The following is a 19090-nucleotide window of genomic DNA, read 5'->3' on the forward strand; positions in this document are numbered from 1 at the left end:
GGGAATGCTCAGGATCCTTTCTTCGCGGTCTCCTGGGGGCCGCGCCAGTCCCACGCGCCGACCGGCTGGCCGTACGCGCCGTGGCCGAGCTTCGCTCCCTGCCGGTTGACCAGGCCGAAGCGCAGCACCGCCTGCTCCAGGAAGTCGATGGCGTCGACGAGATGCGTCCGGGCCGCAGCGGTCGCGTCCTCACCCTCCTCGACGGGGGTCTCGGCGAGGTTCACCGCGGCGATCAGCACCCGGTCGCGCTCCTCCTCGATCCGCCGGTCGCGCTCGACATGGCCACGGACTTTCGCGTCGAACGCCTCGATCATCGACCAGGGCAGCGCATCCTTGTCGACCGGCGCCCGGAAGGCCAGCGCGTGGCGCCGCGCCGCCGCGGCGGCGGCCCTGACATGGTTGGCGAGTTCGGCATCCATCCCGGGTCTCCGTGCGGTCTCAACGCTTGGATCAGGCATCGTCGTCTTCCGAAAGCCGGCAACCGCCGCTCGGGACGCGGCGTGCGTATGATCTCTCGAACGCGCGCCCATCCCGCCCGTTGCCGGGGCTCTTACCTTGACAAGGCGCGCCCTTATCTCTCGGAACTGTGATCGGTGTACCGGGCCTCGCCCGGACGGGAGTACCCCTGAATGGTCTCGATGCTGAACGCCGGCGCCCTGCGCCCGACATCCGCGGCGGCGCGCCTTCTCGGCGCGCTCACGATCCTCCTGGTCGCCACCGGGCTCTCCGGCTGCGGCGCGATCAACCGCGTGCCGACCCTGGAGGAACAGGCCAAGTCGTCCTGGAGCGAGGTGCAGAACCAGTACCAGCGCCGGGCCGACCTGATCCCGAACTTGGTCGAGACCGTGAAGGGCTACGCCCAGCAGGAGAAAGACGTGCTGATCGGCGTCACCGAGGCCCGGGCCAAGGCGTCGCGCGTGAAGGTCGACGCCTCGACGGTGAGCGACCCGCAGAAGTTCAAAGAGTTCCAGGACGCCCAGAACCAGCTCTCCGGGGCGCTCGGGCGCCTGCTGGTCACGGTGGAGAAATACCCCGACCTGAAGTCCAACCAAAACTTCCTCGTCCTGCAATCGCAGCTCGAAGGCACCGAGAACCGCATCGCCGTGGCGCGGCGCGACTATATCGGCGCGGTCCAGGCCTACAACACCGAGCTACGCACCATCCCGGGCCGCTGGATCGCCGCGATCCTGTACCCCGAGGCCAAGCCGATGGAGACGTTCTCGGCGACCCCCAATGCCGACCGGCCGCCGAACGTGAAGTTCTAGAGGCGGCGCGTTTCAATGCGGCTCTCGTAGATGCGCCTCATGGGCCTGAGCACCGGGACGCTGGTGCGGCTGTTCCTCGCGCTGGTCGTCCTGTTCGCGTGCCTGGCGGTCTACGCGTTCGGGGCGCTCGCGGCCGACCTGACCTTCCCGCCGCTCACCGGCCGCGTGGTCGATGGCGCCGGCATCCTGACACCGGATCAGCGCACGGCCCTGGAGGCCAAGCTGAAGGCGCACGAGGACAAGACCTCGGACCAGGTCGTGGTGGCGACCGTGCCCGATCTCCAGGGCACGACCATCGAGGATTATGCCAACCGGCTGCTCCGCGCATGGAAGCTCGGGCAGGCCAAGACCAACAACGGCGCCCTGCTGCTGGTGGCGCCGAGCGAGCGCAAGGTGCGGATCGAGGTCGGCTACGGCCTCGAAGGCGCGCTCACCGACGCGCTGTCCCGGGTGATCATAGCGAGCGCGATCACGCCGCGGTTCAAGACCGGCGATTATTACGGCGGGATCGATGCCGGGATCGACGGGATTCTCGGGATCCTGTCGGGGGATGCGCAGGAGTGGCAGCGCAAGCCGCAGGTCCGCGCCGACGAGGTCGATCCCACGCAGGTCGCACTCTTCGTCATTCTGTTCCTGGTCGTGCTGTTCGTGGCCTGGCGCATGAACCGCGGAGGTGGCGGCCCCGGGGGTCGCTCGGCCGGGCGCGGCGGAGGCATCGTGTTCCTGCCCGGCCCCGGATCGGGCGGATGGAGCGGCGGCTTCTCGGATGGCGGCTCGTCCGGCGGCGGCTTTTCCGGCGGGGGCGGCTCGTCGGGCGGCGGGGGAGCCTCGGGTGACTGGTAGGATCGTGGACGTGCTCTCCCCGGAGGCGCGCGAACGCCTCGCCGCGGCGGTGTCCCGGGCCGAAGCCGGCACATCCGGCGAGATCGTCGTGATGATCAGCCGGCGCGCGGGCGCCTACCGCTCGGTGGTGCTGCTCACGGCCCTGATCGCCGCGCTGATCCTGCCCTGGCCGCTGATCGCGCTGACCGGGTGGAGCGCCACCGCGATCCTGCTGGCGCAGGCCGCACTCGTGGCCGCGATCCTGGCGGCCAGCCAAAGCGCGCGGCTGCGCCTCGCCCTGGTGCCGCGCCGGCTGCGCAGCGCCCGGGCCCGCGAGGCCGGGCAGCGGGCGTTCTGGTCCCGCGGCCTGAGCCGCACCCAATCCCGCACCGGCGTGCTGCTCTACCTGTCGCTGGCCGAGCGCCACGCCGAGATCGTCACGGATCTCGGCGTGCTGCAGCGCATCCCGGCGCAATCCTGGGACGGGATCCTGGCCGACCTTACCCGCGCCCTGGCGCGGGGCGAGATCGAGGGCGGCCTGACCGTGGCGGTCGAGCGCATCGGCGCCTGCCTGGCCGAGCATCTCCCGGCCGGTCCGCACGATCCGGACGAATTGCCGAACCGGGTGATCGTCGCGGATTAGCCCCGCGTCCGGAGACCGAGCCTAGCCACGGGTCCGCCGAAGCGCCGCCATGGCCTCGTCGGGCGAGGCGTCGCAGCCCGCCGGCACGACCAACTTCACGGCCAGTTCGTGCGGCGTCGCCGCCCCGTTCAGTCCCAGAACGGCGCCCGCCCGGCGCATGAAATACAGGACGCTCAGCTGCATAGCGGCCCGGGGGCCTTCGAGGGTCCAGCCCCGATAGACGTAGACGACGCGGTCATTCGGATCACGCGGCGCCGCCAGCGACGTGTCGGTACCGTGGGGCGAGGGCTCGACGAAATCGGCCGTCACCGGCAGCGGGCAGGCGCCGGTCCAGACCGCCCGGCGCCCAGCCTCGGCGCGCGGCAGGACCACACCGGCCCCGAGATTGACCGCCGCAGCCTCGACGCCCGGCTCCGGGGCCGTCACACCCTTTCCATAGGCCTGGACCCGCATCGCCACCGACAGGGCGAGCAGCAGGCACAGGGCGGCGAACCCCGCGCGGTCGGCCTGTCTCAGGCGGGTCGCGTGACCGGGCATGGCGTCCTCTCGACATGGACCACGATCGGCAGCAGCGAGGCCGCCACGGAGACGAGCGCCACGGTGACCGAGCCGGCCCCGTCGTGCCAGTACCGATAAGCCTCCGCGGAGGGCAGCATCGCCAGGATCCGGGCGATGTTGATCGCCACCACCAGGACGCCGCTCATCCCCAGGACTCCGAGCGCCCCGTGGCTGGCCGGTCGGCCGGCGATCTTGAGCACGCACAGCCAGATCAAGGCCGCCAGCGACAGGTTGTGGAAGGCCGAGCAGCCCTCCAGCATGACGATCGACCAGTCGGGGCGGGCACTGAGATAGACACCGCTCGTCTGCAGGCCGGGAAAAACGAAGCGCCCGACCCAGGCCATCACGGCGACCTCGAACGGCTCGATGGCGGGGTAGAACAGCTTGAAGACCAGCTTGCTCCACAATTCGCAGAACGACAGGGCGAGCCAGATTTGCCCGAGATCGGCGAGCAGGCGGTCCTGCGAGCGCCGGGCGAGAAGCCACGCCGCAGCCAGCGTCATGCCGGCATAGACCGCGTGGGGCTCGGGCAGGAACCAGGTCAGCGCGCAGGCAAGCAGGACGGCGAGATCGGTCCGCGTCGGCGTCGGCCGACGGTGCCGCGCCGCGAAGAGGATCGCCGCCGTGGCCAGGGTGGCGAACACCTCGCCGAGCTTGAGCTCGACGAGGCGTTGGAGACCCGGGTCGGGTTCGAGCAGCAGGCGCTGCGACGCGGCGGAGATCGTTGTGCCGCAGCCGAAGATCAAAAGACTCCAAGTCGCGACGTGGACGGGCGGATTCGCGGCGCGCACCGCCTCGGTCGGCCCGCCCCTGCCGCGCCCTGTCAGCACCCCGGCCATCCGGGCGCTCAAACGGCGGCCGGCGCGCGGCGCCTGCGCTTGAGGAAGGCTACGGTGCCTCCCGCCAAGGTGAGACCCAGCATCGCGTCGATCTCGGGTGCCGGCGCACCTCCGGAACTGCCGCCTGAGCCGCCACCGAAACCGGTATCAGAGAGGAAGAATCCGGCAGAGGCTCCGCTCTCCCCGTATGGAGAGAGTGCGACGAGGCCGGTCGCCGTGTGCCCGCTTGCACCCGAGCCGCCGCCCGCCCCGCCGAAAGTGGAGCCTTTGACCCCATAAGACGCATCGGCCGTGGCGTAGCCGATGGCCGGAGGCGATATGAGCCCCGGAAAGGTCCCCCCTCCCCCGAAGCAAGTCACTGTGCGTGCGAACGGATCCCTGCTGAGCAAGGTATCCAGGCTCGCGACCTGTCCGAGACGGGGCTGACCGGAGGCGGACATGCGCGGAACCGAGTCGGCATCGCGAAACGCGAGGGGCCGACAGTCGAAGTCACGGATCACATCGACGGGCGCTGCATGTGCAGGACTGATCCAACCGATCAAGCATAGGGCGGCGACAACGGCAGCACGCGACAGGCGTTCCTTCATTGCCCCTCCACCCCGGGTTTTGCCGTCACGGCACGCGGATCTCGAATACGCGGCCGGACACTGGATCCCGTTAACCAAGTTATTGGGCCCCTCAACAGAAACTGATATGTTGGTGCGTCGACGCGTAGGTCAACTTCGGGTTTCTACTGAATTATTGCGTATTCGACGCTATTAATCATGAACGCTACTTGTGGGCACTTACAGCCAAGGTCTGGGCTGCGACCGGTGAGACGGTGCAGACGCACATGACGCCCTCCGCCGGGACGCCGAGGGGATGGATTTGTGCGCTGCCGCACGAAGCCGGGCGCGTTGCGGTAACTCGGCGGGTCCACAGGCGATTCTCCCTCATAGACCACGTGGGTCGGACCACGTCCGCCCGCGGGATGCCGGCTCCGGAAGACGGAGCGAGACCGGCATTACCCGAGGAGACCGCCATGAAGATCCTGATCGCCGCGACGCCGCTCACCGGCCACGTGAACCCGCTGCTCGCCATCGGCCGCGCCGCCGCGGCCCGGGGCGATGACGTGCGCGTGCTCACCGATCCGGCTTTCCAGGCAAGGGTCGAGGCAGCGGGCCTACGCTTCGCGCCCTATGCGGACAACGACTCGGCCGGATTCCTGGAGACGACGCTGCCCGCCGGCCCGGAGCGCTTCCGGCGCGAGTTCCAGCGGCGCTTCATCGATCCCATACCGGTTCAGACCGCCGCCCTGCGGGCCCTGATCGCCGAGGACGCACCGGACGTGATCGTAGCCGGCAGCATGTTCCTCGGCGTGCTGCCGCTGCTCTTGGACACCGCACCGCGGCCGCCGATCGTCACCGCCAATATCAGCTTCCTGTTCCTCGACCGGCCCGACCACGCCCCGGTCGGTCTCGGCCTGCCGCCCGCCCGCGACAAGACCGAACTCGCCCGCTACGCCGCCCTGAAGGCCGGGATGGATGCAGCCTTCGCCAACCCGGTCCGGGCCTACGCGGATGCGCAACTGGCGCGGCTCGGCGTGCCGCCCCTGCCGGCCTCGCTGCCGCATTCGGTGGTCGTGCTGCCGGACCTGTTTCTTCAGCCGAGCGTTCCGGGCTTCGAGTATGATTACGGCACGCTGCCCGCGGGCGTCCGCTTCATCGGCCTGCTCCAGCCTCCGGCTCCGCCGGCCCCTCTGCCAGATTGGTGGCCTGAGCTGGAACGGGCCAATGCCGAGGGCAAGCCGGTGGTGCTGGTCACGCAGGGCACCCTGGCCAACGCGGATTTCGGCGCGCTGGTCGAGCCGACGCTCACCGCCCTGGCCGATCGGGACGACCTCCTCGTCCTCGCCACCACGGGTGGACGGCCGGTCGAGGCGCTGCGCGGCCCGGTGCCGGCCAACACCCGCGCTGCGCGCTTCCTGCCGTTCCGCGAATTGCTGCCGCGCGTGAGCGTGCTGGTCACCAACGGCGGCTACGGCAGCGTCTCGCAGGCGCTGGCGAACGGCGTGCCGATCGTCTCGGCCGGCCTGACCGAGGACAAGGCGGAGGTGAACGCTCGCATCGGCTGGTCGGGCGTCGGCTTCAACCTCGCCACCAACAGGCCGAGCCCCGACGCTCTACGGACGGCGGTGACGTGCGTGCTCGACGAGCCGAGCTTCCGGCAGAGGGCCGGTGCGTTGCAGGAGGCCTTCGCGAAGCGCGATGCGATGGCCGGGATTCTGGGCGCAATCGATGATCTCAGCCGCTCGGGCCCGGTGTGCCGCCGCAGCCCGCGCGCGGCGGTTGGGTTTGCAAAGTCGGCGTGAGGTCCGCTGGCGATCGGCTAGGACGAGCCGGTGCTCGTTCGCATCGCGGTGTACTGGGACGCCATCGCGCGCCTCCGGATTCAGCGAAGCGTTTCGAAATGTTTCACGGGAAAATGTTTCCCGTGAAACATTCACAGGTTTAGCCGATCATTCGGCGGCATTGGGGCTCCGCCGGATCACACGTCCCGTTGGTCAGCGCCGGATCGCCACCGGCCCGTTCATGCCCGGCCAATCGGAATAGCCGTTGGCGCCGCCGCCGTACCAATAGGGCTTCGGCGCCTCGGCCAAGGGGGCGCCGCTGGCTAGGCGCTGAACGAGGTCGGGATTGGCGATGTAGGGACGGCCGAAGCTGAACAAGTCGGCCCGGCCCTCGGCCAGCTCCTTCTCGGCGAGATCCAGGGTGAGCTGATTGTTGCCGATATAGGCGCCCTTGAACCGGCGGCGCAGGTCGAGGAAGTCGACGCCGTCCGGCACGTCCCGGGTCTGCTGGGTCACGCCCTCGATCGTGTGGACGTAGAGCAGGCCGAAACCGTTCAGCGCATCGATATAGGCGCCGTAGGTGGCGTGCGGATCGGAATCCAGCGGCGTCTCGCCGGGCTGCGTGGTCGCCGGCGAGAGCCGGATGCCGACCCGGGCTCCGCCGCCCCAGACTTCGGTGACAGCCCGGACCACCTCCAGGGGAAAGCGCAGGCGGTTCTCGATCGAGCCGCCGTAGCGGTCGGTACGCCTGTTGGTGGAGTCGCGGACGAATTGCTCCAACAGGTAATTGTTGGCTGAGTGGATCTCGACCCCGTCGAAACCCGCCCGCTTGGCGTTCTCCGCCGCGCGCCGGTAATCGGCGATGATCCCCGGGATCTCGTCGGTCTCGAGCGCCCGGGGCGTCACATGGGGCTTCATCCCGTCCTGGGTGAACGCGGTCCCCTCGGGCTTGATCGCGGAGGCCGAGACTGGGAGTGCGCCGCCGGGCTGAAGCTCGGGATGCGAGATCCGGCCGGTATGCCAGAGCTGAAGGAAGATCAGACCATCATTGGCATGGATCGTCTTCACGATCCGCGACCAGCTCTCGACCTGCGCGTCGGACCAGATCCCCGGCGTGTAGGCGTAGCCGACGCCCTGGGGTGAGATGTTGGTCGCCTCGGAAATGATCAGGCCGGCATTGGCCCGCTGCCCGTAATAATCGGCGGCGAAATCCGGCGGCACGCCGTCATTGTTGGAGCGGCTGCGGGTGAGCGGCGCCATCACCACCCGGTTCTTGAGGGTCAGGTCGCCGATAGTGACCGGCTGCAGGATCGGGCTGTTCGGCATGAGACCTCGGAGGGAACACTTCTGGAAGGACGCGCGGCCCGGGCTGTCGCCAGGCATCGGCTGGCCGGCATCGCGGCACCGGCAGGCCCAGCGGAATGGTCGTTAACCGGTCATGGTCGGGGCTGGGTTCCACGGCCGCGTTTCGATCGGCTCAGGTAGAGGCCATCGCCGGTCGGCGGTGCGGAATGCCGCGGGAACCGGAATCCGGGGCGCGTCTTGCCCGACAGGCGGCATCGCGAGCGGCTTGGCCCTGCGTGTCGCCTCAACGGAACTTGACCGTACTGCCGGCGACTTGCCCTCGCGAGGCCGCGCCCCGCGGTTGCACGTCCCTCGATCTGGAGAACCGACGCCATGAAAGCCCTCTGCTGGCACGGCAAGAACGACATCCGCTGCGACACGGTCCCGGATCCGGTGATCGAGGATGCCCGCGACGTGATCATCAAGGTGACGAGCTGCGCGATCTGCGGCTCGGACCTCCACCTAATGGACGGCCAGATGCCGACCATGAAATCCGGTGACGTGCTCGGCCACGAGTTCATGGGCGAGGTGATCGAAGTCGGCCAGGGCTTCACCAAGTTCCGGAAGGGCGACCGGATCGTCGTGCCGTTCAACATCAATTGCGGCGCCTGTCGGCAGTGCAAGCTCGGCAATTACTCGGTCTGCGAGCGCTCGAACCGCAACGGCGAGATGGCGGCCGCGCAGTTCGGCTACCCGACCGCGGGCCTGTTCGGCTACTCGCATCTCACCGGCGGCTACGCGGGCGGCCAGGCCGAGTACGTGCGCGTCCCCATGGCCGATGTGGCGCCCATGAAGGTGCCGGATGGCATGGACGACGAGTCGGTCCTGTTCCTCACCGACATCCTGCCCACCGGCTGGCAGGGCGCGGAACATTGCGAGATCCAGGGCGGCGAGATCATCGCGATCTGGGGCGCCGGCCCGGTCGGCCTGTTCGCGATCCAGTCGGCCAAGATCATGGGCGCCGGGCGCATCATCGCCATCGACACGGTTCCCGAGCGCCTCGCCTTGGCCAGAAAATCAGGTGCCACCGACGTCGTCGACTTCATGAACGAGGACGTGTTCGAGCGGATCAAGGAGATCAGCAAGGGCCAGGGCGCCGACGGCGTGATCGACTGCGTCGGCATGGAGGCCAGCGCCGGCCATGGCGGCCTCACCGGCGTGCTCTCGACCCTTCAGGAGAAGCTGACCTCCACCGAGCGGCCCTACGCCCTGGCCGAGGCGATCAAGGCGGTCCGGCCGTGCGGCATCGTCTCGGTGCCGGGCGTCTATGGCGGCCCGGTGCCGGTCAATATGGGCTCGATCGTGCAGAAGGGCCTGACCCTCAAGAGCGGGCAGACCCACGTGAAGCGCTACCTGGAGACGCTGACCAAGCTGATCCAGGAGGGCAAGTTCGACATGACGTCGATGATCACCCACCGCTCGACCAACCTCGCGGACGGCCCGGACCTGTACAAGACCTTCCGGGACAAGGCCGATGGCTGCGTGAAGGTGGTCTTCCACCCGAACTGAGTTCGCGTGCGGTGCGTTAACGCTGCCTCCGAGGCCCCGGTCTTCAAGGACCGGGGCTTTGACTGTCGCTGTATCCCAGGATTGATCCCGTATGACGATGCCGGCCGCCCGTACTCTGCTGCCTATCCTCCTCTCGACACTCGTCGGGCCAGCCCTGGCGCAGGAGCCCGTGGCCGCGACATCGCCGCCACCGGCCAGTTCGTCCGCGCTGACGCAGGTCGCGCGCTTCCAGCATCAGGTCACCGGTGTGACCGTGGCGCAGGACGGACGGATCTTCGTGAATTTCCCGCGCTGGACCGAGGATGCCCCGGTCTCGGTGGCGGAGCTGAAGGACGGCAAGCCCGTCCCCTACCCGGACGTCGAGTGGAATGCCTGGCGCAACGCCCGCAAGGACGAGGTCGACCCAAAGACCCACTTCGTGTGCGTGCAGAGCGTCGTCGCCGATCGGCACGGCCGGCTCTGGGTGGTCGATGCCGCCGCTCCCGCCATGGCGGCCGTCGTCAAGGACGGCCCGAAGCTGGTGGCGATCGACCTGAAGACCAACACGGTCTCCAAGACAATCGCATTCGACCCAGCGATCGCCCCGCAGGGCTCCTACCTGAACGACGTACGGATATCGCCAGACGGCAAGACCGCCTACCTCACCGATTCCGGCGCCGAGGGCGCGCTGGTGGTGGTCGATATCGATTCGGGCAAGGCTAAGCGTCTGCTGGCGGGCGTGCCCGCGACGATGCCCGACACCGCCGTGACCGTGACCTATGACGGCAAGCCGCTGCGGCGGCCGGACGGGCGCGGCGTCGAGTTCTCGGCCGACGGCATCGCCCTCTCGCCGGATGGCAAGACGCTCTACTGGCAGGCGATCAAGGGCAAGACGCTCTACAGCCTTCCGACCGACGCACTGACCGGCTGGGTCACGGCATCGCTCGTGCCGGAGACGCTTGCCGACAAGAGTCTGACGGGCAAGATCGTCTCGGTGGGCGAGAACGGACCTGCCGACGGGCTGCTCATCGACCGCGACGGCAGCCGCATGTACGTGACCTCGCCGCAAGACGATTCGATCAAGGTCCGCGACTTCGCGGCCAAGGAGTCCGGCCTGACCACGCTGGTGCAGGATCCGCGGCTGCGCTGGCCGGACACGTTCAGCCAGGGCCCGGACGGGACGGTCTACGTCACGACCTCGCATATTCAGGATTCCGCCTTCTACAAGGAGGGGGCCCCGATCGCCCTGCCGACCGAGCTGTGGAGCTTCAAGCCAACGGCCGCTCCGCGCTGAGCTACGCGCGCACCTGACGCCTCCGTGCCGGGGAGCCCGGTCCGGAGGCTTCGGTATCCCGAACCTGCATGTATCCCCTGATCCCCGCGTCTTGCCCCTGGCAGGATTCCTTGGACGGCCTAGGATGCTCCGTACGCGTTTCGAACGCGTACGCCCCGGCTTAAATAGACCCATCGAATACCAATATAAGTCAGATATTCTTGCCCGATCATGCATGATTTTCATTTACAATGACATCAGTAATCGGAATACTGAATTAAAGACTTTAGATATATCAAATTACGCAAATACATATCTAATCCAAATCTTGATCCTTCTAGAAATGTACAAAAACAACCCGATCGCACTCGAGTTCTGATATTAATTTTTTGTTAATGATAGCCGCAGTAACAACTCTACGTAATCCCACTTGGCGCACGCCGAATCAGATCCACGGCGGTCGAGACATTTAAGCAAGGACGAGGCGGTCGATGGGCTTGCTGCTCAATAAGGATCTCCACTCGAAAGTGGAAGCATTGGATCGATCCCAGGCGGTCATCGAATTCGCCCTCGATGGCACGATCCTGACGGCGAACAAGAACTTCCTCGAAGCGGTTGGCTACCAGCTCGACGAGATCCGGGGCCAGTCCCATGGAATGCTGGTCGCGCCGGCCTTCCGGGACAGCGAAGCCTACCGCGAATTCTGGGCTGCGCTCAGGCACGGCGAATTCCAAGGGGGCGAGTTCAAGCGCATCGGCAAGGGCGGCCGCGAGGTCTGGCTGCAGGCGACCTACAACCCGATCCTCGGCCGCGGCGGCAAGCCGACCAAGGTCGTCAAGTTCGCCAGCGACGTGACCGAGCAGGTGATGCGCACCATCGGGTACGAGGGCCAGATCAAGGCGATCAACCGGGTGCAGGCGGTGATCGAATTCGCCCTCGACGGCACGATCCTGACCGCGAACGACAATTTCCTCACGTCGATGGGGTATCGGCTGGAGGAAATCCAGGGTCATCACCACAGCCTGTTCATCGACCCGGAGACCCGCCAAGGCGCCGCATACCGGCAGTTCTGGGACAGCCTGGGCCGCGGCGAATACCAGGCCGATGAGTATTGCCGGCTCGCCAAGGGCGGGCGCGAAGTCTACATCCAGGGCAGCTACAACCCGATTTTCGACCGCGACGGGCGTCCGCTCAAGATTGTCAAATTCGCCACCGACGTGACCGCCGCCGTGCTGGAGCGCCGGCAGCGGGCCGCGTTGCAAAGCGCCATCGCGCGCGACCTGGCCGCCATCGCGGAGGCCGCATCCGGCGTCTCGCAGCAGGCCGGGCAGGCCGCCCAATCGTCGACGCACGTCTCCGGCGACATCCAGACCGTGGCCTCGGGCGCCGAGGAACTCGCCGCCTCGGTCGCGGAGATCAGCGCGCAGGTCGGGCAGGCCTCGGAGATCGCCGGGCAGGCCGTGGGCCAAGCCCGGGAGACGCACCGGATCATCGCCGGCCTCAGCCAGTCCGCGGCCCAGATCGGCGAAGTCGTCGCTCTGATCCAGAGCATCGCGGCGCAGACCAACCTGCTGGCGCTCAACGCCACGATCGAGGCCGCGCGCGCCGGCGATGCCGGCCGGGGCTTCGCGGTGGTGGCCTCCGAAGTGAAGGAGCTCGCCAACCAAACCGCCCGGGCCACGGAACAGATCGGCACCCAGATCGCGGGGAGCCAGGAGGCGACCCGGGGGGCCGTCGAGGCGATCGGCTCGATCCAGGGCACGATCGTGAAGCTCAACGAGGTCGCGACGGCGATCTCGACCGCCGTCGAGCAGCAATCCGCCGTCACCCGCGAGATGTCGGCCAGCATGCAGACGGCCGCCAGCGGCGTCGGCGCGATCACCGCGAGTCTCGGGGTCATCGCCCAATCCGCCGAGCAGGCGAACAGTGCCACGCAGCAATTGCGCGCGGCCGCGCAGAACGCCGCCTGAGCGCGGGCGGCCCGGCCGCGTGCGAGTAGCGTGCGGGGCCGGCCGGTTCGCGGCGCGGTTCCCGACGCCCCGGACGGTCCGAGAGCCCCATGTGCAACCTCTACAGCCTGCGCACCGGCCCCGCCGAGCTGCGCCGCGCCTTCGGGCTCGCCCGCGACCGCACGGGCAACCTGCCGCCGTTGCCGGCGATCTTTCCGGACCAGATGGCGCCGGTTGTCTGGAACGGGGCGGAGGGCCGGGAACTCGCCATGATGCGCTGGGGCATCCCGGGCCCGAAGGCGTTCGGCGAGCATCCGGTCACCAATGTCCGCAACGCGGCGAGCCCGCATTGGCGGCCCTGGCTCGGGCCGGCCCATCGCTGCCTCGTGCCGGTCACCGCGTTCAGCGAGTATGCCGACACCAAGCCGCGCAAGACGCCGGTGTGGTTCGCCCTCAATGAGGATCGGCCGCTCTTCGCCTTCGCGGGCATCTGGCGGCCCTGGTCCGGCGTGCGCGGGACCAAGCGTGAGAACCCGGACCGCGTGGCGGAGGAGCACCGGCTGTTCTCGTTCCTGACCACGGAGGCGAACGGCATCGTCGGCCCGGTCCACCCGAAGGCGATGCCGGTCCTGCTAACCGAGCCGGAGGAATGGGCGGCCTGGCTAGAAGCGCCCACCGCGGAGGCGCTCAAGCTGCAGCGCCCTCTGCGGGATTCGGCGATGCGCGAGGTCGCCCGGGGCGAACGCGCGGACGGCCCCGCGACGGATGACGAGCCGGAGACGTAAAGGCCGGTTCGACCGCTACTGGATCGAACCGCCGTCCCGCGCCTGCAGCAGCCGCAGGGCCTCTTCCAGCACCGCGTGCAGGTCGGCTGCCCCTTGCAGGCTGAGGGGCAAGCCGACCCGCTGGCCGTGGATCGTATCGAGGACGATCATGGCGAGGTCCTCCCCGATCAGCAGGCTGGGCTTCGGCAGGCAGAGCGGCAGGACGAAATCGCCCTCGGTCTCGCCGAGGACATCGAGCGCGTCGCCGGGGCGAAAGGGCTTGGTCTTATCGCTCATCGCGGGCTGTCCTCGCGGGCATCTCCGGTACGACGGGCTCAAGGCTACGCCATCGGGAGGTCCCCCGCCAGTCTTCGCGACGAAGCTTCAGCGCGCGGCCCCGTCCCCCCGGTCGAGGACGCGCAGCGACCGGACCGTCAGCGCATCGATCTCCAGGGAGCCGACCTTCAGGGAGTTCACGTCGAGTGCTCCGACCCGGGCGCGGCCGACCGAGAGGCAGCCGATCGCGAAGGCGCCGAGCGCGACCGCGCCGAGGGCCGCGACCCCGATCGCGAGCGCGCCCAACGCCGAGGCACCGACGGCTCCCGCCCCGAGCGCGGCCGCATCGCGAGACCGGCGGGGTCCAGCGAAGCGGGGCCTCTCCTTCGGAACCGGGGACTCACGCATGCGGGATCCTTTCGGCGCAGCGCCTTGTGTCTCGCTCCGGAACGCGCTGCGGTTGGCTCCGGTTCGCCCGCCGACCGACCGAAGCGCTCAGTAGAGCCGCGTGCGGTAGGAATCCGCGATCCGCGCCTCGGCCTCCGGGATATCGGAGGCGGCGGTCTGGTCGGCCAGGATGCGACCGAGGCTGGGAAAGGTGTCGCGCGCGATGTGGCGTGCCGGATCCCAGAGCTGCGCGCGCATCAGCGCCTTGCCGCAATGGAAGAACGCCTCTCGCACCCGCACGATCAGCCCGATCGTCGGCACCGTGCCTTGGGCGCGCATCGGTTCGAGCAGCGCGCGATCCCGCGTCACCGCCGCTGTGCCGTTCACCCGCAGGGTCTCGTCGATGCCCGGCACGAAGAAGATCAGCCCGATTCCGGGGCTCTCGATGATATTGTGAAAACTGTCGATGCGATTGTTGCCGCGCCGGTCGGGGATCACCAGGGTGCGGGCATCGGGAACGGCCACGAAGCCCGGCGCGTCGCCCCGGGGGCTGGCATCGGCATGGCCGGCCGCGTCGGCGCTCGCCAGCACCAGGAACGGCGCGAGCGCGATGAACCGGCGGGCGTAAGCGTCGATGTGATCGAGCACCTTGCCGGCAGCGAGCGCACCGACGGCGCCGAACTGGGCGCGCAGGTCCGCCGCGTCGCGGATCGTCGCGGGATCCGGGGTTTCGCTGTCCATGAGACCCTCCTGAAAACCGCCGATGGCCGGATCACTGCTCCAAGCTTAACGATGGCCCGGGGCTTTCGGAACGGGGTCGAGCCCGTCAGGGCCAGACACGGATCGCCACCGGGCGGCGCAGGAGGTCCCGGTCTGAGGTGATCGTGCAGCCCTCGACGCGCAGGCTCGCGTAGGTGAGCAGGGCGCCGTCGCCGACATCGTCGAAGTTGCGGCCCTTCGCCCCCGGATCGAGGAGCGACGGATAGGCGATCAGCGGCACGGTCGCCTTGCACGGATCGTCGTACAGGGTCGCGCCTTCGAGGAGCAGGCGCGGCGTGTCCCAGGCGATCAGGTCGCGCGAACTCGTCCAGTAGAACCCGGATTTTGCGAACCCCTCCCCGGCCTTGGCCATGAACACCGCGATCCAGGCGCCCGTGCCCCAGTGGCGGACCACGGCGCCGACAGGTCCCGGGAATGGCCCCACCGGCCGGCACGTCTCGGGACGCTGGACGGCTTTGCGGTAAGGGTCCGGGAAGGCGGCGGTGAAGCCGGTGCCGGTCCAGGCGCGCCAGCGGGCCGGGTCGGCGGGATCGTCGCTGCGGAACAGGCAGACACCCGCCTCCTGATCGCTGCCGGGGCGGTCCCAGCCCGTGGTCGAGGCCAGAACGTAGCGCCAGCGCCCGTCCGCGACGATGTTCGATGGGTTGAAGAAGCCGCGATGTCGGCCCTGGCCAACCTCCTGCCGGAACGGTGCACCGGCCACCACGACGGGCGGGCTTTGGCGCAGGAAGCTGCGTCCGCCATCCGTCGAGGCGGCGGCCGTGATCGTGTTGTACCAGCACGCCATGTAGGCCCCTGCCGGGCAGCGGCCGGGATGCTCGTTGGCCTGGTACTCGTGGTGCAGGAGCGCGGCGACGCGGCTGCCGTCCTCGGTCCAAGTGGCGGTGATCCAGGACCGGTCGTCATAAGCCGCCGGGTCGGCCTTCTCACCGGAATCGAGCACGACCGTGCAGTCGAGCTTGAGGTGGTCGAGGTCCGGCCCGCGCAGGGCGCGGTTGCGGTAATGCATGCCGAACACCGCCACCGCACCGGCGGCATCGCGGAACGCCCGGGCCGGCGCATCCGGGACATCGGCGCCGTCGCAGGCATCGCGCCCGGCCTTGAACACGATTGATGGCGGCCCGACCAGGGTCAGGGCCGAAAGGGGCGGCTCGGCGGCGGCCCGGGCCGGCGGGGGGATGATGAGGAGGAGCGCCAAGAGGGCCGCGGCGAGTAGAGCGGTACGCTGCCGGATCCCTCCCCCCTCTGCGGGGGAGGGTGGCCCTCGAAGGGGGTCGGGAGAGGGGCAGCGCGACGCTGCGGGCTTCGGCTCCCGAAGCGATCTTTCCGGATGCGGCGCTCCCCTCTCCCGACCCCTGGTAACGCAGGGGCCACCCTCCCCCGCAGAGGGGGGAGGGAGAAACGGCGCCCCGCCACCCGCACCAGCCATCCCGTACGCCAAACCCATCGCTGAAATCCGGGTGCGTCCCGGCCACGCCTGGACAAAGCGCGCCAGATTCGCTTGAGAACGGTTACAGAGTACTTGCCGCCCGGCCGCCGTCCGAAAGTCCCTCATGCTCCTCCTGATCCTCGGGCTCGTGCTGTTCCTCGGCACGCATGCCTTCTCGATGGTGCGCGCCAAGCGCGCCGAGATCGTCGGCCGGATCGGCGAGGGCCGGTACAAGCTCGGCTACACCGCCCTGTCGCTGCTCGGGCTGGTGCTGATCGGGATCGGCTTCCACGATTACCGGCTCGCCGGCTACATCCCGGTCTGGGATCCGCCGGTCTGGACGCGCCACCTCGCCCTGACGCTGGTCTGGCTCGCCTTCGTGTGCCTCGCCGCCGCCTACTTGCCGGGCCACATCCGGGCCAAGGCCAAGCACCCGATGCTGCTCGCCGTGAAGATCTGGGCGACCGCCCACCTGCTGGCCAACGGCGATCTCGGCTCGATCCTGCTGTTCGGCGGCTTCCTGGCCTGGGCGGTGGCGGCGCGGATCAGCGCCAAGCGCCGGGCGCTCGCCCCCGGGGCGGTGGTCGCCCAGCACGGCGGTGCCGTCGCGGCCCCGCATGGCTGGCGCAACGACATCCTGGCCGTGGTGATCGGGACGGCCGTCTGGTTCGTGTTCTCGCGCTACCTGCACTACCCGCTGATCGGCGTGTCGGTCTGGCCCGGCACCGCCTGAGGGCCCCGCACACCCGCCCGACCACGCTCGCTGTCGCCAACCCGGCCCCCGTGTGTTAGGCGCGGGGCTCGATAGCTGTGCAAGGTGGCCCGCGGACACGCGCGGGCCGGGAAATGATGGCCGAGAACAACGAGTTCATCCGCGAGGTCGACGAGGACTATCGCCGCGACCGGATCTTTCAGATCTGGAAGCGCTACAGCGGGGTGATCATCGCGCTCGCCGTGTTGCTGGTGGTGGGCGTCGCCGGCTGGCGCTACTGGCAGAACCAGCAGCGCGTGGCCGCCGAGACCGCCTCGGTGCAGTTCGACGAAGCCAACCGGCTGGCCCGGGACGGCAAGGTCGCGGAAGCCGACAAGGTGTTCGACGCGCTGGAGCAGCAGGGGCCGGCAGGCTACCGCCTGCTCTCCCGGTTCCGCTCTGCGGCCGAGACCGGCAAGCGCGACCCGGAGGCCGGTGCGAAGGCGTTCGACACGCTCGCCGGTGACACCGGCCTCGGCGACGGCCTGCGTGATCTGGCACGCCTGCGCGCGGCGCTGCTGCGCCTCGACAGCGCGAACCCGGATCCGGCACTCGCCAACCTCCAGGGGCTCGCCGCCGGCACGCCGTTCCGCCACACCGCCCGCGAGATGCTGGGCCTCGCCGCCCTCAAGAAGGGCGATTTCGAGGAGGCCGGCCGCTGGTTCGACCAGTTGGTCGCCGATCCCGAGACGCCCCGGAACCTGCGTGAGCGGATCGAAGTCTACGCGGCCCTCGTGGCGGGCGGCCCGGTCACCGTGACCGAGGCCAAGCCCGAGGTCGCCGCCCCGCCCCCGCCGATCACGCGCTGATTTTTCTTCGAACGTCTCGAGATACACCATGGACATGCCGACCGTCGCGATCGTCGGGAGGCCGAACGTCGGCAAGTCGACCCTGTTCAACCGCCTCGTGGGCAAGAAGCTCGCGCTCGTGGACGATCGGCCGGGGGTGACCCGCGACCGGCGCGAGGGCGATGTCGCGTTCGGCGGCCTCCACTTCCGGGTGATCGACACCGCCGGGCTGGAGGAGGCGGACGCCGCGACCCTCGTCGGCCGGATGCGGATGCAGACCGAGGCGGCGATCCTCGCCGCCGACGTGGTCTTGTTCGTGATCGACGCCCGGGCCGGGGTGCTGCCGGCCGACCAACCCTTCGCGGAAATGGTGCGCCGGGCCGGCTGCCCGGTCATCCTGATCGCCAACAAGGCCGAAGGCGGCGCCGGACTCGCCGGCGCCTACGAGGCCTTCACCCTCGGGCTCGGCGACCCGATCCCGTTCTCGGCCGAGCATGGCGAGGGCCTGGGCGAGCTGCACGAGATGCTGAAAGGCGTCCTGCCCATGCCCGAAGACGACGAGGACGAGGATGACGGCCCCGGTGGCCGTTCCCTGAAGGTCGCCATCATCGGCCGTCCGAATGCCGGCAAGTCGACGCTGATCAACCGCATGCTCGGCGAGGATCGCCTGCTGGTCGGCCCCGAGGCCGGCATCACGCGCGATTCGATCTCGCTGGATTGGGAGTGGCGCGGGCGCAAGATCAAGCTCCACGACACCGCCGGGATGCGCCGCCGCGCGCGGATCGACGACAAATTGGAAAAACTCGCGGTCTCTGACGGGCTGCGCGCCGTCCGCTTCGCGGAGGTGGTGGTGGTCCTGCTCGACGCCACGATCCCGTTCGAGAAGCAGGATCTCACCATCATCGACCTCGTCGAGAGCGAGGGCCGGGCCGTGGTGATCGGCCTCAACAAGTGGGATCTGGTGGCCGACCAGCCGGGCCTGCTCAAGCAGCTGCGCGAGGATTGCACGCGCCTGCTGCCGCAAGTGCGCGGCGTCGCCGTGGTGCCGCTCTCGGGGCTGGCCGGCGAGGGCCTCGACAAGCTGATGCAGGCGGTGGTGCAGGCCTCCGAGGTCTGGGACAAACGGATTTCGACCTCGCGCATCAACGACTGGCTGAGCGAGGCGACCTCCCGCAACCCGCCCCCGGCGGTGTCGGGTCGGCGGATCAAGATCCGCTACGCCACCCAGGTGAAGAGCCGACCGCCGCATTTCGCGCTGTTCGGCAACCAGCTCAACGCCCTGCCGAAATCCTACACCCGCTATCTGGTCAACACCCTGCGCGAGACCTTCGAGCTGCCGGGCACGCCAATCCGGCTGTCGTTGCGGACCTCACAGAACCCGTTCGACAAGGGCTGAGGCGGCCCG

General features: G+C 69.0%; 20 protein-coding genes. 11 read left to right on the plus strand and 9 right to left on the minus strand.

Annotated features, from left to right (window positions below):
• Positions 1–8: 8 nt before the first annotated feature.
• A complete protein-coding gene (locus MKL09_RS01610) occupies positions 9–419 on the minus strand; it encodes a hypothetical protein (RefSeq protein ID WP_244017331.1) in 411 nt (136 codons plus the stop codon).
• Positions 420–638: 219 nt separating this feature from the next.
• On the opposite strand from MKL09_RS01610, the gene MKL09_RS01615 reads away from it, so the two are divergent.
• The 3 genes from MKL09_RS01615 to MKL09_RS01625 are packed head-to-tail and all read left to right on the plus strand — an operon-like array spanning position 639 to position 2730.
• Positions 639–1265, plus strand: a complete 627-nt coding sequence (locus MKL09_RS01615) for a LemA family protein (RefSeq protein WP_409566892.1) — start codon at positions 639–641, stop codon at positions 1263–1265.
• A gap of 30 nt (positions 1266–1295) precedes the next feature.
• Positions 1296–2108, plus strand: a complete 813-nt coding sequence (locus MKL09_RS01620) for a TPM domain-containing protein (protein WP_244017335.1) — start codon at positions 1296–1298, stop codon at positions 2106–2108.
• Complete coding sequence (locus MKL09_RS01625; RefSeq protein WP_244017337.1) at positions 2098–2730, plus strand: TPM domain-containing protein; 633 nt, start codon at positions 2098–2100, stop codon at positions 2728–2730. The genes MKL09_RS01620 and MKL09_RS01625 overlap by 11 nt, the downstream gene beginning before the upstream one ends.
• A 21-nt stretch (positions 2731–2751) precedes the next feature.
• Here MKL09_RS01625 and MKL09_RS01630 read toward each other — a convergent pair whose 3' ends face one another.
• From MKL09_RS01630 to MKL09_RS01640, 3 genes are read right to left on the minus strand one after another with little or no spacing between them, the layout of a single operon-like run.
• On the minus strand, positions 2752–3267 hold the full coding sequence (locus tag MKL09_RS01630; protein WP_244017339.1) for a hypothetical protein: 516 nt from the start codon (positions 3265–3267) through the stop codon (positions 2752–2754).
• Positions 3243–4127 carry a hypothetical protein gene (locus MKL09_RS01635; protein WP_244017340.1) on the minus strand — a complete coding sequence of 295 codons (885 nt, stop codon included), beginning with the start codon at positions 4125–4127 and terminating at the stop codon, positions 3243–3245. The genes MKL09_RS01630 and MKL09_RS01635 overlap by 25 nt, the downstream gene beginning before the upstream one ends.
• Positions 4128–4135: 8 nt before the next feature.
• Positions 4136–4714, minus strand: coding sequence for a hypothetical protein (locus tag MKL09_RS01640; protein ID WP_244017342.1), 579 nt, complete (start codon positions 4712–4714; stop codon positions 4136–4138).
• Positions 4715–5148: 434 nt separating this feature from the next.
• On the opposite strand from MKL09_RS01640, the gene MKL09_RS01645 reads away from it, so the two are divergent.
• Complete coding sequence (locus MKL09_RS01645; protein WP_244017344.1) at positions 5149–6477, plus strand: nucleotide disphospho-sugar-binding domain-containing protein; 1329 nt, start codon at positions 5149–5151, stop codon at positions 6475–6477.
• 192 nt (positions 6478–6669) lie between these two features.
• Here the strand turns inward: MKL09_RS01645 and MKL09_RS01650 are convergent, their stop codons facing one another.
• Positions 6670–7782, minus strand: a complete 1113-nt coding sequence (locus tag MKL09_RS01650) for an alkene reductase (RefSeq protein WP_244017346.1) — start codon at positions 7780–7782, stop codon at positions 6670–6672.
• 351 nt (positions 7783–8133) lie between these two features.
• Between MKL09_RS01650 and MKL09_RS01655 the strand changes: the two genes are divergently transcribed.
• From MKL09_RS01655 to MKL09_RS01670, 4 genes are all read left to right on the plus strand, one after another.
• Positions 8134–9309 (plus strand): zinc-dependent alcohol dehydrogenase, encoded by a 1176-nt coding sequence (locus tag MKL09_RS01655; RefSeq protein ID WP_244017348.1) that lies wholly within the window; start codon positions 8134–8136, stop codon positions 9307–9309.
• Positions 9310–9400: 91 nt separating this feature from the next.
• Entirely contained in the window at positions 9401–10582 is a 1182-nt protein-coding gene (locus MKL09_RS01660) for an SMP-30/gluconolactonase/LRE family protein (RefSeq protein ID WP_244017349.1), read from the plus strand.
• Between the two features lie 470 nt (positions 10583–11052).
• A complete protein-coding gene (locus MKL09_RS01665) occupies positions 11053–12531 on the plus strand; it encodes a PAS domain-containing protein (RefSeq protein WP_244017351.1) in 1479 nt (492 codons plus the stop codon).
• An 89-nt stretch (positions 12532–12620) separates the two neighbouring features.
• A complete protein-coding gene (locus MKL09_RS01670; RefSeq protein ID WP_244017353.1) occupies positions 12621–13295 on the plus strand; it encodes an SOS response-associated peptidase in 675 nt (224 codons plus the stop codon).
• A gap of 15 nt (positions 13296–13310) precedes the next feature.
• On the opposite strand, the gene MKL09_RS01675 is transcribed toward MKL09_RS01670, so the two are convergent.
• The 4 genes from MKL09_RS01675 to MKL09_RS01690 all read right to left on the minus strand — a co-directional run bounded on the left by MKL09_RS01675 (position 13311) and on the right by MKL09_RS01690 (position 15951).
• A complete protein-coding gene (locus tag MKL09_RS01675) occupies positions 13311–13571 on the minus strand; it encodes a hypothetical protein (protein WP_244017355.1) in 261 nt (86 codons plus the stop codon).
• Between the two features lie 87 nt (positions 13572–13658).
• Positions 13659–13958: a hypothetical protein gene (locus MKL09_RS01680; protein WP_244017357.1), complete on the minus strand. Its 300-nt coding sequence runs from the start codon at positions 13956–13958 to the stop codon at positions 13659–13661.
• An 87-nt stretch (positions 13959–14045) separates the two neighbouring features.
• Complete coding sequence (locus MKL09_RS01685) at positions 14046–14678, minus strand: pyridoxamine 5'-phosphate oxidase family protein (protein ID WP_244017359.1); 633 nt, start codon at positions 14676–14678, stop codon at positions 14046–14048.
• Between the two features lie 85 nt (positions 14679–14763).
• Positions 14764–15951: a hypothetical protein gene (locus MKL09_RS01690; protein WP_244017400.1), complete on the minus strand. Its 1188-nt coding sequence runs from the start codon at positions 15949–15951 to the stop codon at positions 14764–14766.
• A 319-nt stretch (positions 15952–16270) separates the two neighbouring features.
• Between MKL09_RS01690 and MKL09_RS01695 the strand changes: the two genes are divergently transcribed.
• The 3 genes from MKL09_RS01695 (at position 16271) to der (ending at position 19081) form a co-directional block, all read left to right on the plus strand.
• Complete coding sequence (locus tag MKL09_RS01695) at positions 16271–16879, plus strand: NnrU family protein (protein WP_244017360.1); 609 nt, start codon at positions 16271–16273, stop codon at positions 16877–16879.
• 116 nt (positions 16880–16995) lie between these two features.
• Complete coding sequence (locus MKL09_RS01700; RefSeq protein ID WP_244017362.1) at positions 16996–17706, plus strand: tetratricopeptide repeat protein; 711 nt, start codon at positions 16996–16998, stop codon at positions 17704–17706.
• 28 nt (positions 17707–17734) lie between these two features.
• Positions 17735–19081 carry a ribosome biogenesis GTPase Der gene (gene der, locus MKL09_RS01705; protein WP_244017365.1) on the plus strand — a complete coding sequence of 449 codons (1347 nt, stop codon included), beginning with the start codon at positions 17735–17737 and terminating at the stop codon, positions 19079–19081.
• Positions 19082–19090 lie beyond the last annotated feature (9 nt).

The organism is Methylobacterium sp. J-048 (assembly GCF_022829515.1).
Taxonomy (GTDB): Bacteria; Pseudomonadota; Alphaproteobacteria; order Rhizobiales; family Beijerinckiaceae; genus Methylobacterium.